Origin of the sequence: Sphingobacterium sp. GVS05A, assembly GCF_019969845.1 — a bacterium.
Taxonomy (GTDB): Bacteria; Bacteroidota; Bacteroidia; order Sphingobacteriales; family Sphingobacteriaceae; genus Sphingobacterium.
Genome location: NZ_JAHXYR010000001.1, coordinates 425,088 through 446,353, shown reverse-complemented (window position 1 = coordinate 446,353; position 21,266 = coordinate 425,088). Strand labels below are relative to the sequence as shown.

The 21,266-nt window shown below is 39.9% G+C and carries 23 protein-coding genes and 3 tRNA genes; 14 read left to right on the top strand and 12 right to left on the bottom strand.

The window, feature by feature from the left end:
- Positions 1–2: 2 nt before the first annotated feature.
- Complete coding sequence (locus LC454_RS01855; protein WP_223578621.1) at positions 3–929, bottom strand: histone deacetylase; 927 nt, start codon at positions 927–929, stop codon at positions 3–5.
- A gap of 173 nt (positions 930–1,102) precedes the next feature.
- On the opposite strand from LC454_RS01855, the gene LC454_RS01850 reads away from it, so the two are divergent.
- The 4 genes from LC454_RS01850 to LC454_RS01835 all read left to right on the top strand — a co-directional run bounded on the left by LC454_RS01850 (position 1,103) and on the right by LC454_RS01835 (position 4,170).
- Positions 1,103–1,744: a YceH family protein gene (locus LC454_RS01850; protein WP_223578619.1), complete on the top strand. Its 642-nt coding sequence runs from the start codon at positions 1,103–1,105 to the stop codon at positions 1,742–1,744.
- Between the two features lie 3 nt (positions 1,745–1,747).
- Positions 1,748–2,938: an MFS transporter gene (locus LC454_RS01845; RefSeq protein ID WP_223578617.1), complete on the top strand. Its 1,191-nt coding sequence runs from the start codon at positions 1,748–1,750 to the stop codon at positions 2,936–2,938.
- Between the two features lies 1 nt (position 2,939).
- Positions 2,940–3,827, top strand: coding sequence for a DUF72 domain-containing protein (locus LC454_RS01840; protein ID WP_223578615.1), 888 nt, complete (start codon positions 2,940–2,942; stop codon positions 3,825–3,827).
- A gap of 103 nt (positions 3,828–3,930) precedes the next feature.
- On the top strand, positions 3,931–4,170 hold the full coding sequence (locus LC454_RS01835; RefSeq protein WP_223578613.1) for a hypothetical protein: 240 nt from the start codon (positions 3,931–3,933) through the stop codon (positions 4,168–4,170).
- 98 nt (positions 4,171–4,268) lie between these two features.
- Here the strand turns inward: LC454_RS01835 and eno are convergent, their stop codons facing one another.
- From eno to LC454_RS01790, 9 genes are all read right to left on the bottom strand, one after another.
- On the bottom strand, positions 4,269–5,564 hold the full coding sequence (gene eno, locus LC454_RS01830) for a phosphopyruvate hydratase (RefSeq protein WP_223578611.1): 1,296 nt from the start codon (positions 5,562–5,564) through the stop codon (positions 4,269–4,271).
- Between the two features lie 211 nt (positions 5,565–5,775).
- Complete coding sequence (gene carA, locus LC454_RS01825) at positions 5,776–6,876, bottom strand: glutamine-hydrolyzing carbamoyl-phosphate synthase small subunit (RefSeq protein WP_223578608.1); 1,101 nt, start codon at positions 6,874–6,876, stop codon at positions 5,776–5,778.
- Between the two features lie 229 nt (positions 6,877–7,105).
- Positions 7,106–7,417, bottom strand: a complete 312-nt coding sequence (locus LC454_RS01820; RefSeq protein ID WP_223578606.1) for a DUF2752 domain-containing protein — start codon at positions 7,415–7,417, stop codon at positions 7,106–7,108.
- Positions 7,417–7,770 (bottom strand): TM2 domain-containing protein, encoded by a 354-nt coding sequence (locus LC454_RS01815; protein WP_223578604.1) that lies wholly within the window; start codon positions 7,768–7,770, stop codon positions 7,417–7,419. The genes LC454_RS01820 and LC454_RS01815 overlap by 1 nt, the downstream gene beginning before the upstream one ends.
- A 546-nt stretch (positions 7,771–8,316) precedes the next feature.
- Positions 8,317–9,315 (bottom strand): GTPase ObgE, encoded by a 999-nt coding sequence (obgE, locus tag LC454_RS01810; RefSeq protein ID WP_120258454.1) that lies wholly within the window; start codon positions 9,313–9,315, stop codon positions 8,317–8,319.
- 39 nt (positions 9,316–9,354) lie between these two features.
- Entirely contained in the window at positions 9,355–9,924 is a 570-nt protein-coding gene (locus LC454_RS01805; protein ID WP_223578602.1) for an adenylate kinase, read from the bottom strand.
- Positions 9,925–9,998: 74 nt separating this feature from the next.
- Positions 9,999–10,072, bottom strand: a tRNA-Arg gene (locus LC454_RS01800).
- Positions 10,073–10,244: 172 nt separating this feature from the next.
- Positions 10,245–10,318 (bottom strand) — tRNA-Arg (locus tag LC454_RS01795).
- A 31-nt stretch (positions 10,319–10,349) separates the two neighbouring features.
- Positions 10,350–10,423 (bottom strand) — tRNA-Arg (locus LC454_RS01790).
- Between the two features lie 186 nt (positions 10,424–10,609).
- Between LC454_RS01790 and LC454_RS01785 the strand changes: the two genes are divergently transcribed.
- Complete coding sequence (locus LC454_RS01785; RefSeq protein ID WP_223578600.1) at positions 10,610–11,437, top strand: alpha/beta fold hydrolase; 828 nt, start codon at positions 10,610–10,612, stop codon at positions 11,435–11,437.
- Between the two features lie 126 nt (positions 11,438–11,563).
- Here the strand turns inward: LC454_RS01785 and LC454_RS01780 are convergent, their stop codons facing one another.
- On the bottom strand, positions 11,564–11,899 hold the full coding sequence (locus LC454_RS01780) for a DUF3276 family protein (protein WP_104382695.1): 336 nt from the start codon (positions 11,897–11,899) through the stop codon (positions 11,564–11,566).
- A 263-nt stretch (positions 11,900–12,162) separates the two neighbouring features.
- On the opposite strand from LC454_RS01780, the gene LC454_RS01775 reads away from it, so the two are divergent.
- The 6 genes from LC454_RS01775 (at position 12,163) to LC454_RS01750 (ending at position 17,739) form a co-directional block, all read left to right on the top strand.
- Positions 12,163–13,044 carry a LiaF transmembrane domain-containing protein gene (locus LC454_RS01775; RefSeq protein ID WP_223578598.1) on the top strand — a complete coding sequence of 294 codons (882 nt, stop codon included), beginning with the start codon at positions 12,163–12,165 and terminating at the stop codon, positions 13,042–13,044.
- 3 nt (positions 13,045–13,047) lie between these two features.
- Positions 13,048–14,094, top strand: coding sequence for a sensor histidine kinase (locus LC454_RS01770; RefSeq protein ID WP_223578596.1), 1,047 nt, complete (start codon positions 13,048–13,050; stop codon positions 14,092–14,094).
- A complete protein-coding gene (locus LC454_RS01765) occupies positions 14,087–14,827 on the top strand; it encodes a LytR/AlgR family response regulator transcription factor (protein WP_223578594.1) in 741 nt (246 codons plus the stop codon). The genes LC454_RS01770 and LC454_RS01765 overlap by 8 nt, the downstream gene beginning before the upstream one ends.
- Before the next feature lie 31 nt (positions 14,828–14,858).
- Complete coding sequence (locus LC454_RS01760; RefSeq protein ID WP_223578592.1) at positions 14,859–16,301, top strand: serine hydrolase domain-containing protein; 1,443 nt, start codon at positions 14,859–14,861, stop codon at positions 16,299–16,301.
- 314 nt (positions 16,302–16,615) lie between these two features.
- Positions 16,616–17,590 carry a 2-hydroxyacid dehydrogenase gene (locus tag LC454_RS01755; protein ID WP_223578590.1) on the top strand — a complete coding sequence of 325 codons (975 nt, stop codon included), beginning with the start codon at positions 16,616–16,618 and terminating at the stop codon, positions 17,588–17,590.
- The gene (locus LC454_RS01750; protein ID WP_223578588.1) at positions 17,587–17,739 is read left to right on the top strand and encodes a hypothetical protein; all 153 of its coding nucleotides are present in this window, start codon (positions 17,587–17,589) and stop codon (positions 17,737–17,739) included. The genes LC454_RS01755 and LC454_RS01750 overlap by 4 nt, the downstream gene beginning before the upstream one ends.
- Here the strand turns inward: LC454_RS01750 and LC454_RS01745 are convergent.
- Positions 17,736–18,602, bottom strand: coding sequence for a mechanosensitive ion channel family protein (locus tag LC454_RS01745; protein ID WP_223578586.1), 867 nt, complete (start codon positions 18,600–18,602; stop codon positions 17,736–17,738). The two genes, LC454_RS01750 and LC454_RS01745, sit on opposite strands and share 4 nt — an antisense overlap.
- A gap of 147 nt (positions 18,603–18,749) precedes the next feature.
- On the opposite strand from LC454_RS01745, the gene LC454_RS01740 reads away from it, so the two are divergent.
- From LC454_RS01740 to LC454_RS01730, 3 genes are read left to right on the top strand one after another with little or no spacing between them, the layout of a single operon-like run.
- The gene (locus LC454_RS01740) at positions 18,750–19,616 is read left to right on the top strand and encodes a helix-turn-helix domain-containing protein (protein ID WP_223578584.1); all 867 of its coding nucleotides are present in this window, start codon (positions 18,750–18,752) and stop codon (positions 19,614–19,616) included.
- A 2-nt stretch (positions 19,617–19,618) separates the two neighbouring features.
- Positions 19,619–20,044 (top strand): DUF983 domain-containing protein, encoded by a 426-nt coding sequence (locus LC454_RS01735; RefSeq protein ID WP_223578582.1) that lies wholly within the window; start codon positions 19,619–19,621, stop codon positions 20,042–20,044.
- 26 nt (positions 20,045–20,070) lie between these two features.
- Positions 20,071–21,249, top strand: a complete 1,179-nt coding sequence (locus tag LC454_RS01730) for a cysteine desulfurase family protein (protein WP_223578580.1) — start codon at positions 20,071–20,073, stop codon at positions 21,247–21,249.
- Positions 21,250–21,266: the final 17 nt, after the last annotated feature.

The following is a 21,266-nucleotide window of genomic DNA, read 5'->3' as shown; positions in this document are numbered from 1 at the left end:
TTTTATAAATTATATAAATCTATTGCTATTTTAAACGTTTGACAATGTGCATTGACAATATCTTTGATCTGCGGAGAATAACCGCCTCCCATACTTACCTGAACAGGGATATGCTGCTGATGACATAGCCCCAATACAAGCTCATCCCTTCGCGCGCAGGTTGTCGGACTTAAATTCAATTTACCCAGTTTATCTGTTCCCAGTATATCTACACCTGCCTGATAAAAGACAAAATCAGGCCGGATACGCTCAAATAAATCCAGTAGATTGGCTGTCAGGATTTTTAGGTATTCTTTATCTGTTATATTTTCAGCAAGACCGATATCCAAGTGAGAACGCTGCTTGATAAAGGGATAGTTCTTCTCGCCATGCATCGAGAAGGTAAATACCTGTTGATGTCCTTCAAAGATATGCGCTGTTCCATTCCCCTGATGCACATCTAGGTCAATGATGAGGATTCGATTTGCAAGCTTCTGTTGTAATAGATAACCAGCAGCAGTCGCTTGGTCGTTCATCAGGCAGAAGCCTTCACCAAAATCATAACCCGCGTGGTGCGTTCCACCTGCAATCGTGAAAGCTACCCCATATTTTAAAGCATAACCTGCAGCCTGAACAGTTCCATCCAAAATATAGCGTTCGCGATCTACCAAGCTCCTACTCAAGGGAAATCCGATCCTGCGCACCATTTTTGCATCCAAGGTCAAATCAAACAGTTTCGTCACATAAGCTGGATCATGGACCAGACAACAGGTCTCAAAACTTGCTAACTCAGGCCGGAAGAAATTAGCTTCATTGGCCAATCCCTCGTGCTTCAACTGCAGCGGGATCAACTCATACTTTAACATCGGAAAACGATGTCCTTCTTTGACCGGATGGATAAATTCGGGATGAAAAGCTATCTTGAGCACTTTAAATCTTATTTTATTCATGCGAAGATAAGAAAAACTAAAGCAATCCCATTTTATCCAACAATATCAATCGTATATTTTGGAGTTGTATAGGAAAAAGGGCATCTTTGGGTAAGAACAAATCCTCAAGTTGATGTCGGGCGCCGTTTGACATTAAACTTATATTCGATCATAAATAGATACATTACAATAACATGGAAACGACTAATTTGCCTCAATTGTCTGCAATGGAACAGCGTGTCCTGGGTTCTCTGATTGAAAAATCAAAGGTAACCCCCGAATATTATCCCATGACGGTCAACAGCTTACAGGCTGCATGTAATCAAAAAACTTCACGCAAACCTGTTGTTCAATACACCGAAGAGGACATCGTCAATACGCTGGATATACTTAAAAAGAGAGGGTTGGTTTCAACCGTTATCGGTGGTGGATCCAGGGTAACTAAGTATAAGCACAATTTCGCCATACAGTTTCCCCTTGTACCATCTGAATTGGCAATAATTTGCCTATTACTCCTCCGTGGACCAATGACAGCCGGTGAAATCAATTCAAATGCTGGAAGATTATACGAGTTTGACTCTTTAGGTGAAATTAATGAACAATTGGAGAAACTTGCTCAAGAGGGCTATCTGAAATCTCTTCCAAAACAAGCCGGACACAAAGAGGTGCGTTATATCCACCTGCTGGGTGAAGTAAATATCGAAGCATTTGAAAATAGCAGCAATGCACCGAGCGTGGCTGCAGATCCGGCGCTTTTGGAACGTATCGGACAACTCGAACGGGAAGTTGCTGAATTAAAACAGAAGTTTCAAGAATTGTGGGACGAACTACATTAATCAATGACGAATATTACCGATTCTAAAACAGAATTATCCCAAGCCACCTTATGGCTGATGACCATTGCCACAGGTTTAGTTGTCGCCAATAATTATTATAATCAGCCATTATTGGGGCTGATTGCCAAAGACCTACGTGTTAGCGAAGCCACAGTGAGCAATTCCGCGATGTTAACACAAATTGGTTATGCCTGTGGGCTTTTATTGATTGTTCCCCTGGGCGATATGTTCAAGAGAAAGAAAATGATCTTAATTGATTTTATATTCATTATTCTCTCTTTGGCCGGAATGGCACTTTCCCAGTCTATCACAGCTATCCTAATCTTTAGTTTTTTGATTGGCTTTACGTCCGTGATACCACAAGTTTTTGTACCCATGGCGGCAGAACTTGCCCCGAAAGGGAAACAGGCAGCTGCAATAGGTATGGTCATGTCAGGCTTATTGATCGGTATCCTCTTATCACGTGTGGTCAGCGGATTTGTCGGTTCCTACTTTGGCTGGCGCGAAATGTATTGGATCGCTACTGTGATCATGATCATCACAGCAATGGCCATCGCTATCAAATTACCTGAAGTTAGCCCAAATTTTAAGGGCACTTATAAAGAATTGATGCTTTCGGTGTGGAATTTTGCCAAGAAACAACCTGTCCTGCAATTGGCTGCATTTCGTGGTGCAATGGGATTTGGGGCGTTTTCAGCCTTCTTTACGACCCTGGTTTTCCATATCGAAGGGCCTCCGTTTTTTGATGGGCCAGCTACCGCTGGGGCATTTGGGCTTGTGGGTGCCTGCGGCGCCCTTGCAGCTGCTTTTGTTAATCGGATGACCGTATACATTGGTACCGCGAAAATTATCCTCTACGCAATATTATTGATGGTCTTTAGCTGGCTGCTTTTTACGTTATTCGGTAATTATTACTGGGGCCTGATCATTGGTGTGATCCTCATTGACCTTGGATTACAGTCCATGCACATCTTAAATCAGAGTGATTTCTACGCGCTCAATCTTGGCGCTAACAATCGTCTGAACACCGTTTATATGGTCAGCTATTTTATCGGTGGTTCAACAGGCACCTTTTTTGCGGCACAAGCATGGCAGCATTTCCAATGGCCGGGGGTTATTGCGGTTGGAACAACATACACCTTAATGGCATTGCTCGCACACTTATTATTTGATCATAAACTAAGAAAAATCTAATATGAAATTTGGCCAAGTAGATCATCCAGAAGAAGTGGACTTCACACTACCTTCTACATCTCAGGAGACCTTAACCCTCCTACAGCATTTCAAAAATAAAGAACCTTTTGAAGTATATGTCGGCTGTGCAAAATGGAACAAACAGGATTTAAAGGGTTTTTATCCCAGAGGAACAAAGGACGAGCTTGTTTACTATGCCAATCAATTTAACAGCATCGAACTGAATGCCACGTTCTATAATTCACCGAGCATGGAGCAGGTAGAAACCTGGAAAAAGAAAACTCCGGCAGATTTTAAATTCTTCCCAAAAGTCCCCCAGTCTATCAGTCATTTTAGTCGATTACTTAACGCAACGGATAAAGTCAAGCTGTTTACAGATGCTGTTGTTCGATTTGATGAAAAATTAGGTATGGTCTTTCTACAAATGCATGACAACTACAGTCCAAAGGATATGGCGCGGTTAAAATTATTTTTGCACGACTGGCCAAAAGATGTTCCCTTAGCATTGGAAGTCCGAAATAAGGACTGGTTCTCAAAAGCTGAAGTAACGAATGAACTTTATACCTTATTGGAGGAGACCAGTGTAACCAATGTATTGGTGGATACGGCTGGCAGAAGAGATATGTTACATATGCGCCTGACTACGCCTGTCGCCTTTATCCGTTATGTCGGTGCCAACCATGCATCGGATTATGCGCGTCTGGATAATTGGATAGAAGTATTAAAACTCTGGCGGGATAATGGATTACAGAAACTGTATTTTTTCATCCATCAGAATGTTGAAATTGAGTCACCCCTGCTGGCAACCCACTTTATTAAGAAAATGAATGAAACATTTGATTTGAACCTTAAATATCCAAATAAAGCAAGCGGCAATACCTTATTTTAATTAATATAAATCTATGACAAAAATATTTATAGCATTCTCATTTATCCTACTGGTCGTCTTCTCATGCAGTGTCCAGCAGGCCATAATGAAAACCGATTCAAACATGAAAAAGATACAACTAGGCATGAGTAAAGAAGAAGTGATCAATACCATGGGGAAGCAATATAGAATCGCTGGTGCAGACCGCCTGAATGATAACTCGATAATGGAATTGATAACCTATGAAAATGCATATAATGAAGAGTATCAGCTATGGTTCAAAAATGAGGTACTCATGAAATGGAACAGAATATATAAATACAATCATGATCATGATCGAAGTAGAAGGGATACAATCCATTAAACTGTAATTCTTATGCTCTTTCCAGGATAAAATTATGCTAAAAAAATAAGGCCCAATCTGTAGATTAGGCCTTATTTTTTTAGCATGATAGGGTAAACCTATTTTTTTGCATATTTAAAGTTTTTGCCGATGAAGCGAGCATTACCACCCAATTCTTCTTCGATACGCAACAACTGATTGTATTTAGCCATACGGTCAGAACGAGAAGCCGAACCTGTTTTGATTTGACCACAGTTCAACGCAACGGCCAAGTCAGCGATCGTCGCATCTTCGGTTTCACCTGAACGGTGAGACATTACTGAAGTGTAACCAGAATTTTGCGCTAAAGTCACTGCATTGATCGTTTCAGTCAAAGAACCTATTTGGTTTACTTTGACCAAAATAGAGTTTGCAGTATGGGTATCGATACCTTGTTGAAGACGTTTTGTATTTGTTACGAAAAGATCATCACCTACTAATTGAACGTGATCGCCAATTTTATCAGTCAATGTTTTCCAACCAGCCCAGTCATCTTCAGCCATACCATCTTCGATAGAGATAATTGGGTATTTTGCTGTTAATTCAGCTAAATAGCTTGCTTGTTCTTCGCTAGAACGTACTGCACCTTTATCACCTTCAAATTTAGCATAATCATATTTGCCATCTTTGTAGAATTCAGAAGAAGCACAATCCAATGCTAAACAGATGTCTTGACCTGGTTTGTAACCTGCGATTTCAATCGCTTTCAATACTGTCTCGATTGCATCTTCTGTTCCGTCAAATGTTGGTGCAAATCCACCTTCATCACCTACCGCAGTAGAAAGACCTCTATCATGTAAGATTTTTTTCAATGTATGAAATACCTCGGTTCCCCAACGTAATGCTTCAGAAAAAGAAGGAGCACCTACTGGCATGATCATAAACTCTTGGAATGCGATAGGCGCATCAGAGTGAGATCCACCGTTGATGATATTCATCATCGGAATAGGCAACGTATTCGCGTTAACGCCGCCAATATAACGGTACAAAGGTTGACGTGACTCTTGTGCAGCTGCTTTTGCTACAGCCAAAGAAACACCAAGGATAGCGTTTGCACCTAAATTACCTTTATTTTCACTACCGTCTAAATCAATCATGATTTTATCGATGGCATTTTGCTCGAAAACATCTACGCCTTCCAAAGCTTTCGCTATTTTGGTATTTACATTTTCAACAGCTTTCAAAACACCTTTACCCAAGTATTTTGACTTGTCGCCATCGCGCAATTCTACTGCTTCGTGAACACCTGTTGAAGCACCTGAAGGAACAGCTGCACGACCAACAAAACCATTTTGTGTAGTAACATCTACCTCAATTGTAGGGTTACCGCGCGAATCCAAAATTTGACGCGCATGAACATCGATAATTAAACTCATCTCTTTATTAGACTATAATTTATTTTCATTACTTAGTGTAAATAAGACACACTCTCATCTACAGACATTTCTCACAACCAAATATAACAAAAAATGTATTTAATCCGTCATTTATTGTGAATAAAATATGACCAATCTGAATAATTGGTTCAACAAATAGCATAAAAAACCCTCCACAATAGGGAGGGTTTTTATGATATACTACGTTTGCTTAGTTTTTGATCATTGCGACGAAATCATCAAATAGGTAACGTGAATCGTGTGGACCTGGAGATGATTCAGGGTGATATTGCACCGAGAATGCTTTTTGCCCTTTTATACGGATACCTTCGATAGACTGGTCGTTCAAATTAACGTGTGTAATCTCAACATTTTCCGAATTTTGGATATCCTCTGCTACGACACCAAAACCATGGTTTTGTGAAGTAATTTCACAACGGTTAGCAATAATATTTTTGACTGGGTGATTGATACCTCGGTGTCCATTATGCAATTTACTTGTGCGGATGCCATTAGCTAACGCTAAAATCTGGTGGCCTAAACAGATCCCAAACATCGGCTTGTTTGCACTCAAAATAGATTTTACAGTTTCGATAGCGTAATCCATTGGAGCAGGATCACCAGGACCATTTGAAATAAAGTAACCGTCAGGGTTCCATTTTTCCATTTCCTCAAATGTTGTCTTAGCCGGGAAAACCTTTGTATAAACGTCACGTGCTTCAAAATTGCGCAGGATATTTTTCTTAATACCCAAATCCAATACTGCAACACGTAAAGATGCATTTTCATTCCCAAAGAAATAAGGTTCGGCAGTCGTTACCTTAGAAGACAGCTCAAGACCATCCATCGAAGGAACTTTTGCCAACTGGCTCTTTAATTCTTCAACGTCTAGCGTTTCTGAAGAAATGATTGCATTCATGGCTCCTTTATCACGGATATGTCTTACCAATGAACGTGTATCCACATCGGAAATACCCACCAAATTTCCTTCTTCAAAATAGCTTTGAATAGACTCATCAGCCATTTTACGGCTATAGTTGATGTTGTAGTTTTTACAAACCAAGCCCGCAATCTGAATTTGATTTGATTCGGTGTCATCCTCATCAATACCATAGTTACCAATATGTGCATTGGTTGTTACCATGATTTGTCCAAAATAAGATGGATCTGTAAAAATCTCTTGATAACCGGTTGTTCCTGTATTAAAACAGATCTCACCAGTAGTCGTACCAATTTTACCAGCGGCTTTACCGTGATAAACTGTACCATCTTCTAAAACTAAAATTGCAGGCAATTTGCTGTAGTTGGTCATTATCGATGTAATATTATAAAATGTGTATCTCTTCTGTTCTGAATCCTAAAGCCTTCCCTATTGGATATAAAAAAAGCCCTCAAATGGGCTAAAATATTAATTAACAATGCATTACCACGATTGACAAACCGTTTCCTAAGGCACCTACCAATAAAGACTCTACTTTAATTTTCACGGGAGACAAAGTTACGACATATCAGTTAAAAGTGAAAAACATTTTTCAATTATTTTATCTGAAATCTGTTTGCGTATGTCTAAAACGCCAAAAGTCTCTTAAAATCAAAAAGATGAATGCAGGAACGAGTACATAAATCATCGGATTTGCAGACCAGGCGTAGGCCCATTGCATTCGAAGCAGCGCCACAAATGCGGTCGTCAGTCCGCAACCGGGACATTCATATCCTGTAATTGCCTTCCAGAGACAAGGAATGAGGATATGAATATCCGACAGCATGTACAATGCAATAGCGGTGCCAAAATACCCTATGACAATGGTATAAATCCAATGCAATCGCAGGTATTTCAGCACAAGCCAAGCCATTAATTATTGTTTACCGGACTTTTGATGTATTGACCATTTTTATCCTTGTATTTCCCAACAATGATCATAATCAGATCTATAAGCGACCAGATTCCACAGCCGCCTAAAGTAATCAATTGGAGAACCGCTGTTCCAATCTGTCCCAAATAGAAACGATGTCCACCGAAGGGGCCCAGAAAGAAACAAAACAACAAAGCAGGCAACCAGCGATCATCCTGAATGCTACGACTCTGTTGGAAAGGTTGGTTCGTGTAAAATATAGGTTGTTTCGCGCCGCAAAGAGGACAGACCTCTGCTTTGACATTAATTACCTGACCACATTCCACACAATATTTTTCGTCTTCTGTTTTCATTTAGATTTAGTTTGGTGATGGAACTAAAAACCAGTCTTCCATCAGAGATTAAATAATAGGTTGAAATTAATAAAAAAACTTAAAAAACATACATTTTTTGGACCACTAGGATGCGCATTAGTTCATCTTCAGCCCAAAATGATCTAATACCGCACAACAGCGATCTATTTGTTACTTAAGCACAACCTCTCCCCTTTTTTTCCTTTAATTTTTAGCGGCAGCAAATTCCGAGCAATAAGTGATCAAATTCGGCATTTTGACATTGCTTATTCAGTGTTTGTTCAGTGCTTGTTCAGTGATTACCCAGTACAAACTGAATAATCATTGAATAAGCACTGAATAAAAATTGATTGAAAATTGTGATTAGACATAAGTTGGTATTTGGATGTGTCAGCTTTAATGTTTATCTTAATTAGTTATAATCAGCTAATTGTAGCAATCATCAAAAATGGAATCATACCGAAAATGGGGGGAACCGCAATTAATATAAACAGGAAAGGCGCCTCATGACATGAAGCGCCTTTCCTGTTTATATTTTTTCAACTATTAAGAGTTTATTGCTTTCCAGATCATATCTTTCAATGGCAGAATATTTTTACCGCTGACGGATGAGATGAAAATATGTGGAAGCCCCTCAGGAAGCTGTTGTTCCATTTCCTTCTCAAGTTCATCATCAAGCATATCAGACTTTGTAATCGCTAATAACTTGGGTTTATCCGCTAGTTCAGGATTATATGCTGTTAATTCATTCAACAAAATACCATATTCTTCTGCTATCGTGCGATCTGTATCAGCAGGCACCATAAATAACAATACTGAATTTCGTTCAATGTGTCTTAAGAAACGATAACCGAGTCCCTTTCCTTCTGAAGCGCCCTCAATGATCCCCGGAATATCGGCCATCACAAACGAGCGATTATCGCGATAACTCACCATACCGAGATTAGGTACCAATGTGGTAAATGGATAATTAGCAATTTCAGGTTTTGCTGCTGAGACTACAGACAACAAGGTTGATTTACCTGCATTCGGAAAACCTACCAGACCAACGTCTGCCAGTACCTTAAGTTCGAGAATCATCCATTGCTCTTTGCCTGGCATCCCCGGTTGCGAAAATCGAGGCGTCTGTTTTGTAGGCGACTTAAAATGCCAGTTACCTAAACCACCTTTTCCTCCCGGAACCAAGATCTTGGTCTCACCATCTTCGGTAATATCAAACAACACCTCGCCGGTCTCCGCATCCTTGGCAATGGTACCCAGCGGCACCTCCAATATTTCATCATGACCAGTGGCACCTGTCCGTAGCGAACTACCACCAGATTCACCATTGGAGGCAATGATATGTTTACGGTACTTTAGATGGAGTAATGTCCAAATATTAGTCGTTCCTTTTAGGATAATATGTCCTCCACGGCCGCCATCACCACCATCAGGTCCTCCCGTAGCTGTGTGCTTGTCACGATGCAAATGAGCCGAACCTGCCCCACCATGTCCCGAACGACAACACACTTTCACATAATCAACAAAATTCGATCCTTGCGCCATTTACAATGTATTACAGTCTAAAAAAAGTATTTATTTCAATTAATAATTATCGATAATATCCGTTAGGTTTTTGAAGATTGTATCAATATCGCCAATACCATCTACCTTGGACAATTTACCTTGCGCTTCGTAATAAGGCAACACATGAATTGTTTTTGTAAAATATTCATCAATGCGTTTCACCAATTTATCAGCATCGTCATCTGAACGGCCAGAGATCTCTCTACGTTTAGCGATCCGCGCTTTCAGTTCATCTTCATTTACATCCAGTGCGATTACAACTGAGATTGATGTGTTGATACCTTCCAAAAAAGCATCCAATGCCTCAGCTTGAGCAACAGTACGTGGGAATCCGTCAAAAATAAATCCTTTTGCTTCAGGATTCTTTTTCACTTCCTCTTCCAGCATTGCTATCGTAATCGAATCTGGCACTAAATTTCCCTCAGCAATAATCTGGCTTACTTGTTGACCAAGTGGCGTTTGACCTTTAATATGTGCTCTAAAAATATCACCAGTTGAAATATGAATCAATTGATATTTTTCAATAAGCTTTGCAGATTGAGTTCCCTTACCTGCACCCGGAGGGCCAAATATTACAAGGTTTAGCATAGTTTTATTTAAGAAATTAAAACGAGTTAAAAAATAAAAGCCTAATCACAGATGATGACTAGGCTTTTCAGTCGTGCGCTCCAAGGGAGTCGAACCCCTAACCTTCTGATCCGTAGTCAGATGCTCTATCCAATTGAGCTAGGAGCGCAGTAAACCATTACGTTTAGAACTCTGTCCCATTTGTTTTGGTGACGCAAATATAGTCAGAATTCATTTTTTTACAAATTTTTTTTCAAAAAGAAGTTTCCACACACCTAAATATACTACGCGTACTTCACCTTCTTTTATAAAAAAAGCCAATCTTCAAGATTGGCTTTTTGTGCACTCCAAGGGAGTCGAACCCCTAACCTTCTGATCCGTAGTCAGACGCTCTATCCAATTGAGCTAGGAATGCCTCTTTTTAATAATACAGAAACTGTATATTGTGCGCGCCAAGGGAGTCGAACCCCTAACCTTCTGATCCGTAGTCAGATGCTCTATCCAATTGAGCTAGGTGCGCTGGGCAACCAAAACAAATCCGTATCCTTTTCCGTTTTGGTGATGCAAATATCGATATATTTATCGATTTAACAAACATTTTTTCTCTTTTTTTAACTTTATGAAACAACATTTCGTTTATCTCGTTGATAATATTATATTTAAAATATCAACTTTTTTTTTCAGACACTGACAAATGTTATTATTCATGAGCAAAAGAGAATTAAAACTCAGCAAAATCCGCATTGGAGATATCAGCATCTCCTATTATATCCGCCCTAGCACAACATACCCTGCCCCTAAAACCGCGTTATTTATCCATGGGTTCCCTTTCAATAAGAATACCTGGAAACAACAATTGTTAGATCTTGACGAGGAATATACAGGGATTGCCTTGGATGTCAGAGGACATGGCCTCAGTACAAATGGACATGGTTTCTTTTCCGTCGATGTGTTTGCAAAAGATCTTGTTGAATTTATCCGGAAATTGGATCTCAATCATATCGTGCTCTGTGGCATCTCCATGGGTGGTTATATCGCCTTGCGTACTTATGAGTTGATCGGCCAGCAGCTCGCCGGTTTGATTTTATGTGACACTAACTCCCTTGCTGATGATAATAAAGGCAAACAAAAGCGATTTGATTCCATACAGGCATTGCTTAAATATGGCCGAAGACCATTTGCTATCGGTTTTACAGAAAATGTGTTCTATGAAAAAACAATCCGGGAAAATCCTGAAGCCGTCGAACTCATCAAAAGCTGTATCCGTAGAAATGAGCTTTCCAGTATATGTTCAACACAACTTGCCCTGGCTTCCCGGACAGACACGACACATTCCCTGAAAACGATTATTATCCCCACACTAGTCATTAAAGGCAAACACGATAAATTGATGAGCGAAGAGCAGACGAGCATTCTTATCGAAAATATCCCTGATGTTAGATTTATGGAATTTGAAGAATCAGGGCATCTGCCGAATCTTGAGGAACCCGAAAAGTTCAATAGGGTGTTGAATGAATTTTTAGCCAGTATATAAGATCCTCGTTATTGCGAAGCAATCATGAAGCGATCATAAAACCAAGAACTAAGGAAAGTCCGAATAAAAAAAGCCACGCGAGTGGCTTTATTTCTTTTTTTTCATTGAGATTTCATCCTGGGTACGTTAGAACGAAAAATCATCTTTTGAACGACTATCTGCTTCTTCAGCATACGCATCGTCAAAGTTAGGCTCATAACGTTTTTCGATTACTTCCTGATTAGACTTGATGTAATTTACAACATCTGTCAAACCCTCCGCAAACTTTTCAAAATCTTCTTTATATAAGAAAATCTTATGCTTAATAAACTGGCCATCCTCAAAGCGCTTCTTGCTTTCTGTGATAGTAATGTAGTAATCGTTCGATCGAGTTGCTTTTACATCAAAAAAATAAGTTCGCTTACCTGCTCTCACCTTTTTTGAAAAAACCTCTTCACGCTCTTTGTTTTCAAAATCTCCCATTGGTTGTTATTTAAGTTTAAAGTAATCTTAATCTTTGATAAATATATAATAATTCATTTTAATACACCAAATAATATTAAAAAAAAAGACAATAAACCGTAAAAATGGCATATTCATTCCATCGACAGCCGATAAAAATTAAACAACAAGATTTTTTACCGACGAAATCAGTACATTTACCGAAAATATAAGTTGTATTACCTAAAGCGAATATGTATAGTTTATTTGTGCCTCTATCTTTGAGTCATAAATAGTAAAACATTATGGAAAAAGAACCCATCATACCAAACAGCAATAACAGCCGCAATATCGTAGGAGCGATTGTGATTATTATAGGTATATTCCTATTATTACATAATCTAAATTTAGGAGACTGGTTTCCGGGCTGGTTATTTGGCTGGCAAATGATTTTAATCATTATCGGACTAGTTATTGGGATAAACTCCCAATTTCAGAAGAAATCAGCGATTATCCTTCTGATTATTGGTGGCGCCAGTCTGATTTCCCGAATGATGCGTACGGACTTTGGATCAGTAACCGTCCCTATTATCATTATTTCGCTTGGGATTTATTTTATCATGAGTAAACGGAAGCCACCAATGGTTCCGCCTACTTACCCTAATCCGCCACAGAATCCTTACGATTGGGATAAACGTGTCAATAGTCCAACAGATACTCCGGAGGACGCCACAGCACCTGATGCTGAAGCGAAACCTTTTAACGAACAATATGGATCAAGCCAACAAGCCTCGCCTAACGCGCAGGCTTTTGGCAACAAAGAGAATAGTTCATTTCATCAGTCTTTTGAGGACAGCCTGAATCTGAACTCGATTTTTGCGGGCCAAAAGAAAGTCATCTATTCCAAACAATTTAGAGGTGGCAATTTGACCAATGTCTTCGGAAGTATTGAATTGGATCTAACAAAGGCAGATATTCAACAGGCAATTGTCATCGATACATTTCAGTTATTTGGCAGCGCACGTATTATTGTCCCGCCACATTGGACAGTATTCAGCAATGTAGCCTCCATTTTAGGATCTGTCGATGACCGAAGATTCCAGACGATCTACAACCCTGACACCGACAAAAAGATCTATATCACTGGTACATGTATATTGGGCAATTTAACGATAAAAAATGCTTAATAGATGAAAAACAAACTGTCCCTCAGTGTTAAAAGTCGACTAATAGGCATTATTTGTATATCCGTATTTATCGGATATCTTGCATTACAATATTTACTGATGCTACGTTCAGGATTTGATTCCGAGCTGGCATTTAAAGATTCTTTGATCAATAGTGCTGTGATGATGTTTTGCTGCTATGGCATGTCCTCTGCGCTAAACTTCTACACACCACAACCCCGCGAGATATGGAAGGTACTGATTATAGGCTTGATTATGGCCGCCATTAGTACTGGGTTGAGCCGTTTTCTGATGAACTATTTTATTCAGCCCAACTTTATCACGCTACTGGATTTAACACTACCATTTCGTGGTATCGTAAACTTCCTTATCCTCACTTCGGTTGCTATTATCAATATCGTCTGGAATATCCAGGAAGATAATATCAATAACATCAAACGGAAACAAGAGTCCGAAAATCTGCTTCGCGAGGCAGAACTCTATAATTTACGGCAGCAGCTGCAACCACATTTTTTATTTAACAGCTTGAATTCGATCATCGCCCTTATTGGTGCGAATCCGGATGAAGCGCGCAATATGACATTTCAATTATCTGATTTTTTACGGGGGACGATGAGAAAGGAAAACAATCAGATTATCACATTGGAAGAAGAACTGGACCATTTACAACTTTATCTTGATATTGAAAAAGTACGTTTTGGTCATCGTCTGAACACTTCCATCTCCTCCTCTGAGGAAATATTTAGTAATAAATTGCCAGCAATGATCATCCAGCCTTTGGTAGAAAACGCTATTAAGCATGGATTGTACAACATAACCGACCAGGTCGAAATACAAATTAAATGTGCCTCAAATGAAGGGCAGCTTCTGATTCAAATTACCAATCCATTTGATGTCGAGGAGCAATCGAGTCCTAAAAAAGGTACCGGATTTGGGCTTTCCAGTATCCAACGCAGATTATATCTTTTATATGGAAGAAATGATCTTATGGAGACCCAGATTCAGGACAATATATTTACTAGCACCCTAAAAATACCTCAATATGATTAAAGTCGTTATCATTGATGATGAACCCTTAGCACGCTCCATTATTGCGGGCTATTTAAAAAATGAAGCCGATGTAACCATTATGGCTGAGTGTGGCGATGGTTTTGAAGGCGTTAAAGCAATCCAGACACATGAACCTGATCTGGTGTTTTTGGATGTCCAAATGCCTAAATTGACTGGTTTTGAAATGCTCGAACTGGTAGACGATCCACCAGCCATTATTTTCACCACGGCGTTTGACGAATATGCGTTAAAAGCTTTTGAAAAAAATGCACTGGATTATCTGCTAAAACCGGTCTCCCCGATGCGTTTCAAAAAAGCATTGGAGAAATTTAGGGCCAGCTATTCTGCACCCGAGAAGAAGGTCCAACCTAACTATGAGGTCCTCGCTGCACAAGATGAAACAAAGATCGACCGTATTGTTGTAAAAACAGGTACACAAATCAAAATAATCCCGATAGATACTGTTAAATACCTGGAGTCTTATGATGACTACGTAAAAATTCATACCAAAGATGGCATGTACCTCAAGAATAAGACCATGGCATTTTTTGAAAAATCCCTTGATCCAAATCAGTTCGTACGTATCCATCGTTCGTTTATCATCAAGGTCGATCAGTTGGCTAAATTGGAACCTTACGAAAAGGATTCTTATATCGCTGCATTGATCTCTGGTGAGAAGCTCAATATCAGCAAATCAGGCTATGCCCGATTAAAACAATTGATTGGAATTTAAACATTCCGTAGATTTGTGCCTAACAATGGTTATGAAACATTTTTATACAGCAATCTTGTTGGGCATCACATCTTACTCCTTTGCTCAGACAAATCAAGCGGAACAGATCAACAAAGGAGTTTACAATAGACTGGAATTCTTCATCAATTCCCAGATGACAGACTCTGCCTATAATCTAGCGAGCGATTCTTATAAACAACAATATAGTCTTCCAAAGTTTACACAGATGCTGCGGCAGATCTACCCTTTGGGAAGGATCAAAAGTTCGGATATCACTAATTTCGAAAAAGGTACAGCAACCTATCGTCTGGCTTTTGACGGTCAGACTTATGAAGTATTTTTTGCGACAGACTCGACACTCAAGTTTAACACCCTACACTTTAGTCAGCTGAACGAATCTACAGCGGACAAAAATATCGCCGAGAAACCGGTTGAGACAACAATCATTTCGAAAGCCGTAGACAAAGAGGATTTTTTCATCGATTCTGTTGCAAATTCTTACCTAAAACAACAAAACACACAGTCACTTGCCATAGGTGTTATTAAAAACGGGCAGTCGAAAACCTATTTTTACGGCGAGACCGCAAAAGGTAACCAAACATTACCGACAAAGACCTCGCCTTACGAAATTGGCTCACTCAGTAAAGTTTTTACAGCGATCCTATTGTCGAACCTTGTTGAGGAAGGAACAATTACCCTGGATCAACCTGTATCATTATTCCTTCCAGATACATTGAAGAAGAATGAGGACCTGGCGAAGATAACTTTTCAGATGCTAGCCAACCATACTTCAGGACTCCCGCGGCTTCCCGACAATTTTGATAAAGTAAAGAGATACAATGAAAACGATCCTTACAAAGGATACGATAAAAAAGCACTTTATAGTTATTTATCCAGTTTCAAAAACAAAAAAACACCCGGAGAAGAATACGAGTACAGCAACTTGGGTTATGCAATATTAGGCGATATCATCTGTAGTATCTATAAAAAGCCATATGACCAGATTGTTCGTGAAATCATCTGCAAACCGCTCGACATGAATAATACCTTTCAGGTATTAGATCCTAAAAGAAAAGATACCTTTAAAGTATACAACAAAGAAGGGCAAGAAGTAACCCCTTGGTCTTTTGATACTTTTAGCGCCGCCGGTGGATTAAAGTCAACCGTGGAAGATCTGCTTAAGTTTGTAAACGCGCAGTTTAAGATGCCACAAAGCCCACTGGAAAATGCAATGGCCAACACGAAATTATTTACGTTCTTTCTCCCTCCTGATACAGACTTGGGATTGGCTTGGCATATGAACCTGCTTGATGATCTTACTTTTTATTGGCACAATGGCGGTACAGCAGGAAGCAGTTCCTACCTCGCCTTGTCTCCAGATAAAAAAAGTGCCGTTGTCATCTTGTCCAATACTGCACTCTCTGTCGATGACATAGGGAAAAGCATGTTGGACAATCTGCTTCACACAAAATAAGACCTTCGTACCTTTACAAGCACCAACAGCGATGAAAATCACTGAAGGTTCTTTCAGACAAATAGGCTGCGTGTAGTGAGCTCATTGATAATAAAAAAATACGAATTAATCAAATCACCACCGATAAGAAAAAAACAACATATTATTATTAGAGCTATATCGAAACAACGATATAGCTTTTTTTGTTGTTATAAAAAGGGTTAATTTTTTGTTGTTACACAAGCTGTTAACCATTAACTTTGATTAATAGCCCAAATAAACTGGGCACTTTTAATTTTATTTTACAACAGGCTCCACGACAGCATTACATTTACATGAAGATATTTATCACCAAACGAATCCCGCAAAAAGGTATCGATCTATTAACTACAGCCGGACATGAGGTGGCAATACATGATTCTGCTACCCCGTTATCCCCTACCGAACTTATCCAGGCAGGACAACAGGCCGATTATGTATTAAATGGCGGTATGCAAAAGTTTGACGAAGAATTTTTCCAAAACTGCCCCAATCTTAAAGCGCTATCCCTTATGAGCGTTGGTTACGATAATGTTGACATTCCCGCAGCGACGAAATTTGGTATCCCTGTGAGCAACACACCGGGTGTACTTTCCGGCGCTACAGCTGATGTTGCGTTCCTATTGATGCTGGCCGTTTCCAGAAAAGCTTTCTTCAATCACAAGCAGATTTTGCAGGGCCAGTGGAAAGGTTTTGACCCAACAGCACATCTGGGCATAGAACTCAATAATAAAACATTGGGTATCTATGGACTTGGACGGATCGGTCTTGAATTTGCCCGAAAAGCAAGGGCTGCTTATAATATGGAAATCATCTATTATAACCGTGGACGTAACTTGGAGGCTGAACGGATCTTGGGGGCGAGATATGTCAACTTTGATGATCTGTTAACCCAAAGTGACGTACTTTCCATTCATGCTGCACTCACAGCGGAAACATCCAACCGGTTTAATCGGGATACATTCAAACGCATGAAAAACTCGGCGATTCTAGTCAACACGGCACGTGGCGGATTAGTCCAGGAGGAAGACCTCGCCAACGCTTTACGAACAGGAGAATTATGGGGAGCGGGACTCGATGTGACAAACCCTGAACCTATGGCTGCGGACAATCCACTACTGAATCTTGAAAATGTGTGCATTCTACCGCATATCGGATCCGCAACAGTAGAAACTAGAGACAATATGGCCCTAATGGCAGCAAGCAATTTATTGGCAGCAATCAAAGGTGAAAAGATGCCACAAACTATCAATCCAGAAGCCTATACATGAAACGACATTTCTTTCAGTTCCTGAACAAGCTAAATAAAGCGATCCTGCCCAAATATGGGAAGAAGGATCCGCTTAAACTGAAAAAGTACCAGCAGGCCATATTAGCCTATCGGTACTTTATTCTTATCCGTGCCCTGTCAGATGATTAAGCGTCTGCTTTGACCGGACTTCCCTGATCATTTGCATTAGGGACAATACTAATCTGTGTCGGATTCGGAGCCACACTCATATCGTTTCGTTCTAATTCCAACATAATTTTTTCCTGCATCGAATTGCGTGCCGGCCAGTAATGTTCCCGTTTGGTCCATGCCCGCACGGTCAATACAATTGAGCTGTTTCCCAACTCTTTGACAAACACCGTCGGTTCAGGTGTTGTCAACACATTTTCATTGGATCGAAGTACTCTTAGAATGATCTCTTTCGCCTCTTTTATATTCTTGTCATAGGATATGCTCACGGTATATTCAAACATCCGTTGAACGATTTTCGTATAGTTCTTGATCACCGAATTAGCTAATGGACCATTCGGGCTAAAGATGCGTACGCCATCGTCACCAATCAATGTTGAGTATAAAATGTCAATTCGCTCCACAGTTCCGGCCGTACCATTCGCACTTGAGATGTAGTCACCTACTTCAAAAGGTCTAAACATCAGGATCAACACACCACCGGCAAAGTTACTTAGACTTCCCTGAAGCGCCATACCTACAGCCAAACCAAAGGCAGACAATGCCGCTATAAAAGAGGTCGTCTGAATACCAATCTGACTGGCAACAGTCAACATCAACATCACCCACATCACAATCCTTACCATACTCGAGATAAATGCTCGTATTGAAGGATCAACATTTCTCTTCTCAAAACGCTTGTGCAATAATCGGTTGACCAAATCGATAACATATTTACCAATAATCAATAAAATAATACCACCTATAATACCTGGTATTGAATCAATGACGATATCGGTCAATCGCCCAAATTTAGTCCCTAGACTATTTAAATTACTTTCCATGCTTATTAAATATATTTCCATGCTTTTTGAAACAAGGATTGTTCCAACATCCAAACTTAGCATTCAAAATATTAAAATCGTTGAAAAATACCACAAAAGACCAAATTAACACCACTATAAAAAGAATATTTGAGCTAACTTTGTAGTATGAATAGAAAAAACACCATTCCTATTATCGATAGTTGCAGTCTCGATCTCAACAATAAAACAACTATCCATATTGATGACTTGAGTCAATACGTCATCAAACATGCGAATATGGTGTTTCCTCACAAGCACAATTTTTTTCATTTTGTATTATTTACGAAAGGTTCAGGTGATCACATCATCGATTTCAATCATTATAAAATTAAACCCTTTCAAATCTACTTCATGGCCCCCGGTCAAGTGCATACCTGGAATTTTGTTGGCGACGAAGGCGGCTATGTCGTCAATTTTTCGGTCGACTATTTCCAATCGTTTTTATTACGTACAGATTATCTGGAGCGTTTCAGCTTTTTACAGGGCAAAATTGAGCATTTAATTTTTGAACTGGAAGGACCTTGCCGCGCTCAGGCGACGAATATTTTGGATGAGATCTTATTGGCGAAGTCCAGCGGTCTATCCGAAGATTATATCCGTACACTGCTGCTCCAATTTCTACTATATGTTTCCATCTGTTCTGAAAAAGAACAAAAAGACGGAAGCAATCCCTATAATCATAAAATATTCAATAGCTTTCAGCAATTGGTTGAACAACAGTTTAAATCTACCAAATTACCGAGTGTATATGCGGATCAATTATTTATCACGCCAAATCACCTGAACGCGATCTGTAAATCCTATATCGGTCAGTCGGCTGGAGAGATCATCCGCAACCGGATTGTCCTGGAAGCAAAACGACTGTTAATCAATCGAAATTTAAATATTACTGAAATTGCAAATGAATTGCAGTTTAAGGACAACTCTTATTTCACCAAATTTTTTAAAAAATCCACTGATCTCACACCCGAAGAGTTCAGAAAACAACTATAACTATGGAAGAAGTTAAATACGAATTATCGGAATTCAAAGCGGCATGGCAAGCAAAATGTCCAAGATGTAGAGTTGGTCATGTATATAAAGGTCCTGCCTATGGTCTAAAGGTCCAAAAGATGAATAGTAACTGTGAATACTGTGGTCTCCGCTACGAACGTGAACCGGGTTATTTCTATGGTGCCATGTATGTCACCTATGCATTTGCCATCGCAGAGATGGTAACGGCCTGTATGGCAACCTACATCCTTACCGGAAATGACTCGTCCTTCATTCTTTATGCGACTGTCGCTATATTAAGTGTTGTGTTGATGTCTCCCTTCAATTATCGATATTCACGCGTTATTTTGATGTATTGGTTGACACCGGGACTACGCTATGATCCCAATGTCAAAAAGAAGGAAGTTGATGTGAAAGCTTCTGTATAAACACCATTATCCTTATCTTTATGCTGATGAAGGATACCATATATTTGGACAACAATGCAACCACCCGAATTTTGGATGAAGTATGGCAGGAGATGACCCCTTATTTCATCCAAAATTATGCTAATGCATCCAGTGTTTACCACCAGATGGGTAGAGCGGCAAATGCAGCGGTTCAACAGAGCAGAGCACAAGTCGCCGCGGCTTTAAATTGTACGCCAAAGGAAATTTTTTTCAATTCCGGAGCTACAGAGAGCATCAATACCGTACTGCAGGGTGTATTTGACAAATATCAGTCTCAAGGCAATCATATCATTACAGCCACTACGGAGCATAAAGCAGTATTAAGTTGTTGTGAACAACTGACCAAACAAGGGGCACAAATTACTTATCTTCCCGTTGACAGTCAGGGGCACATAGACTTGGATGATCTTAAAAATGCCATTACCGCCAAAACCATATTAATCTGTCTGATGGCGGCGAATAATGAGACTGGCGTGTTGGCTGAGATCGAACAGGTGGCATCCATCTGCAATAAAGAAGATATTCTATTTTTTTGCGACGCCACACAAGCAATCGGAAAAGTTGCGATCGACCTCCAGCAGCTTCCTATTGATCTTTTATGTCTGAGTGCACATAAAATTCACGGCCCAAAAGGAATTGGTGCACTTTATATCCGACGCAAATCAAAACCCATTCAGCTTACACCATTAATTTTAGGTGGTGGTCAGGAGAATGGTTTTCGAGGCGGCACCTACAATGTTCCGGCCATCGTCGGCTTTGGAAAGGCGATCTCCACGCTAACTCCACAAGCCTATACAAACGTTCGGGCGTACCGGGATCTGCTGGAAGCCGAGCTAGCTGATATTCCTGAAATTATTATACATGGGCAAAATACCCTTCGCCTACCGACGACAAGCTATATCAGTTTCAAGCATGTGCTCGCAAGCGAGATTATGACCGCCTGTCCTACCTTGGCCCTGTCCTCCGGCTCCGCCTGTGTTACCGGATCAAGGGAAGCGTCACATGTACTACTGGCCATGGGCATATCCAAAGAAGATGCACTTTCCGCAATCAGATTTAGCCTAAGTATATTGACCACAGGTGAAGAAATCCTACAATGCGCACAATTGATCAAAGAAGCTGTACAAAAAATAAGAGAGCAATCACCCATATGGCAACTTTATAAGGCCGGTTTGATCAGTTAATTTATGACATTCTAAAA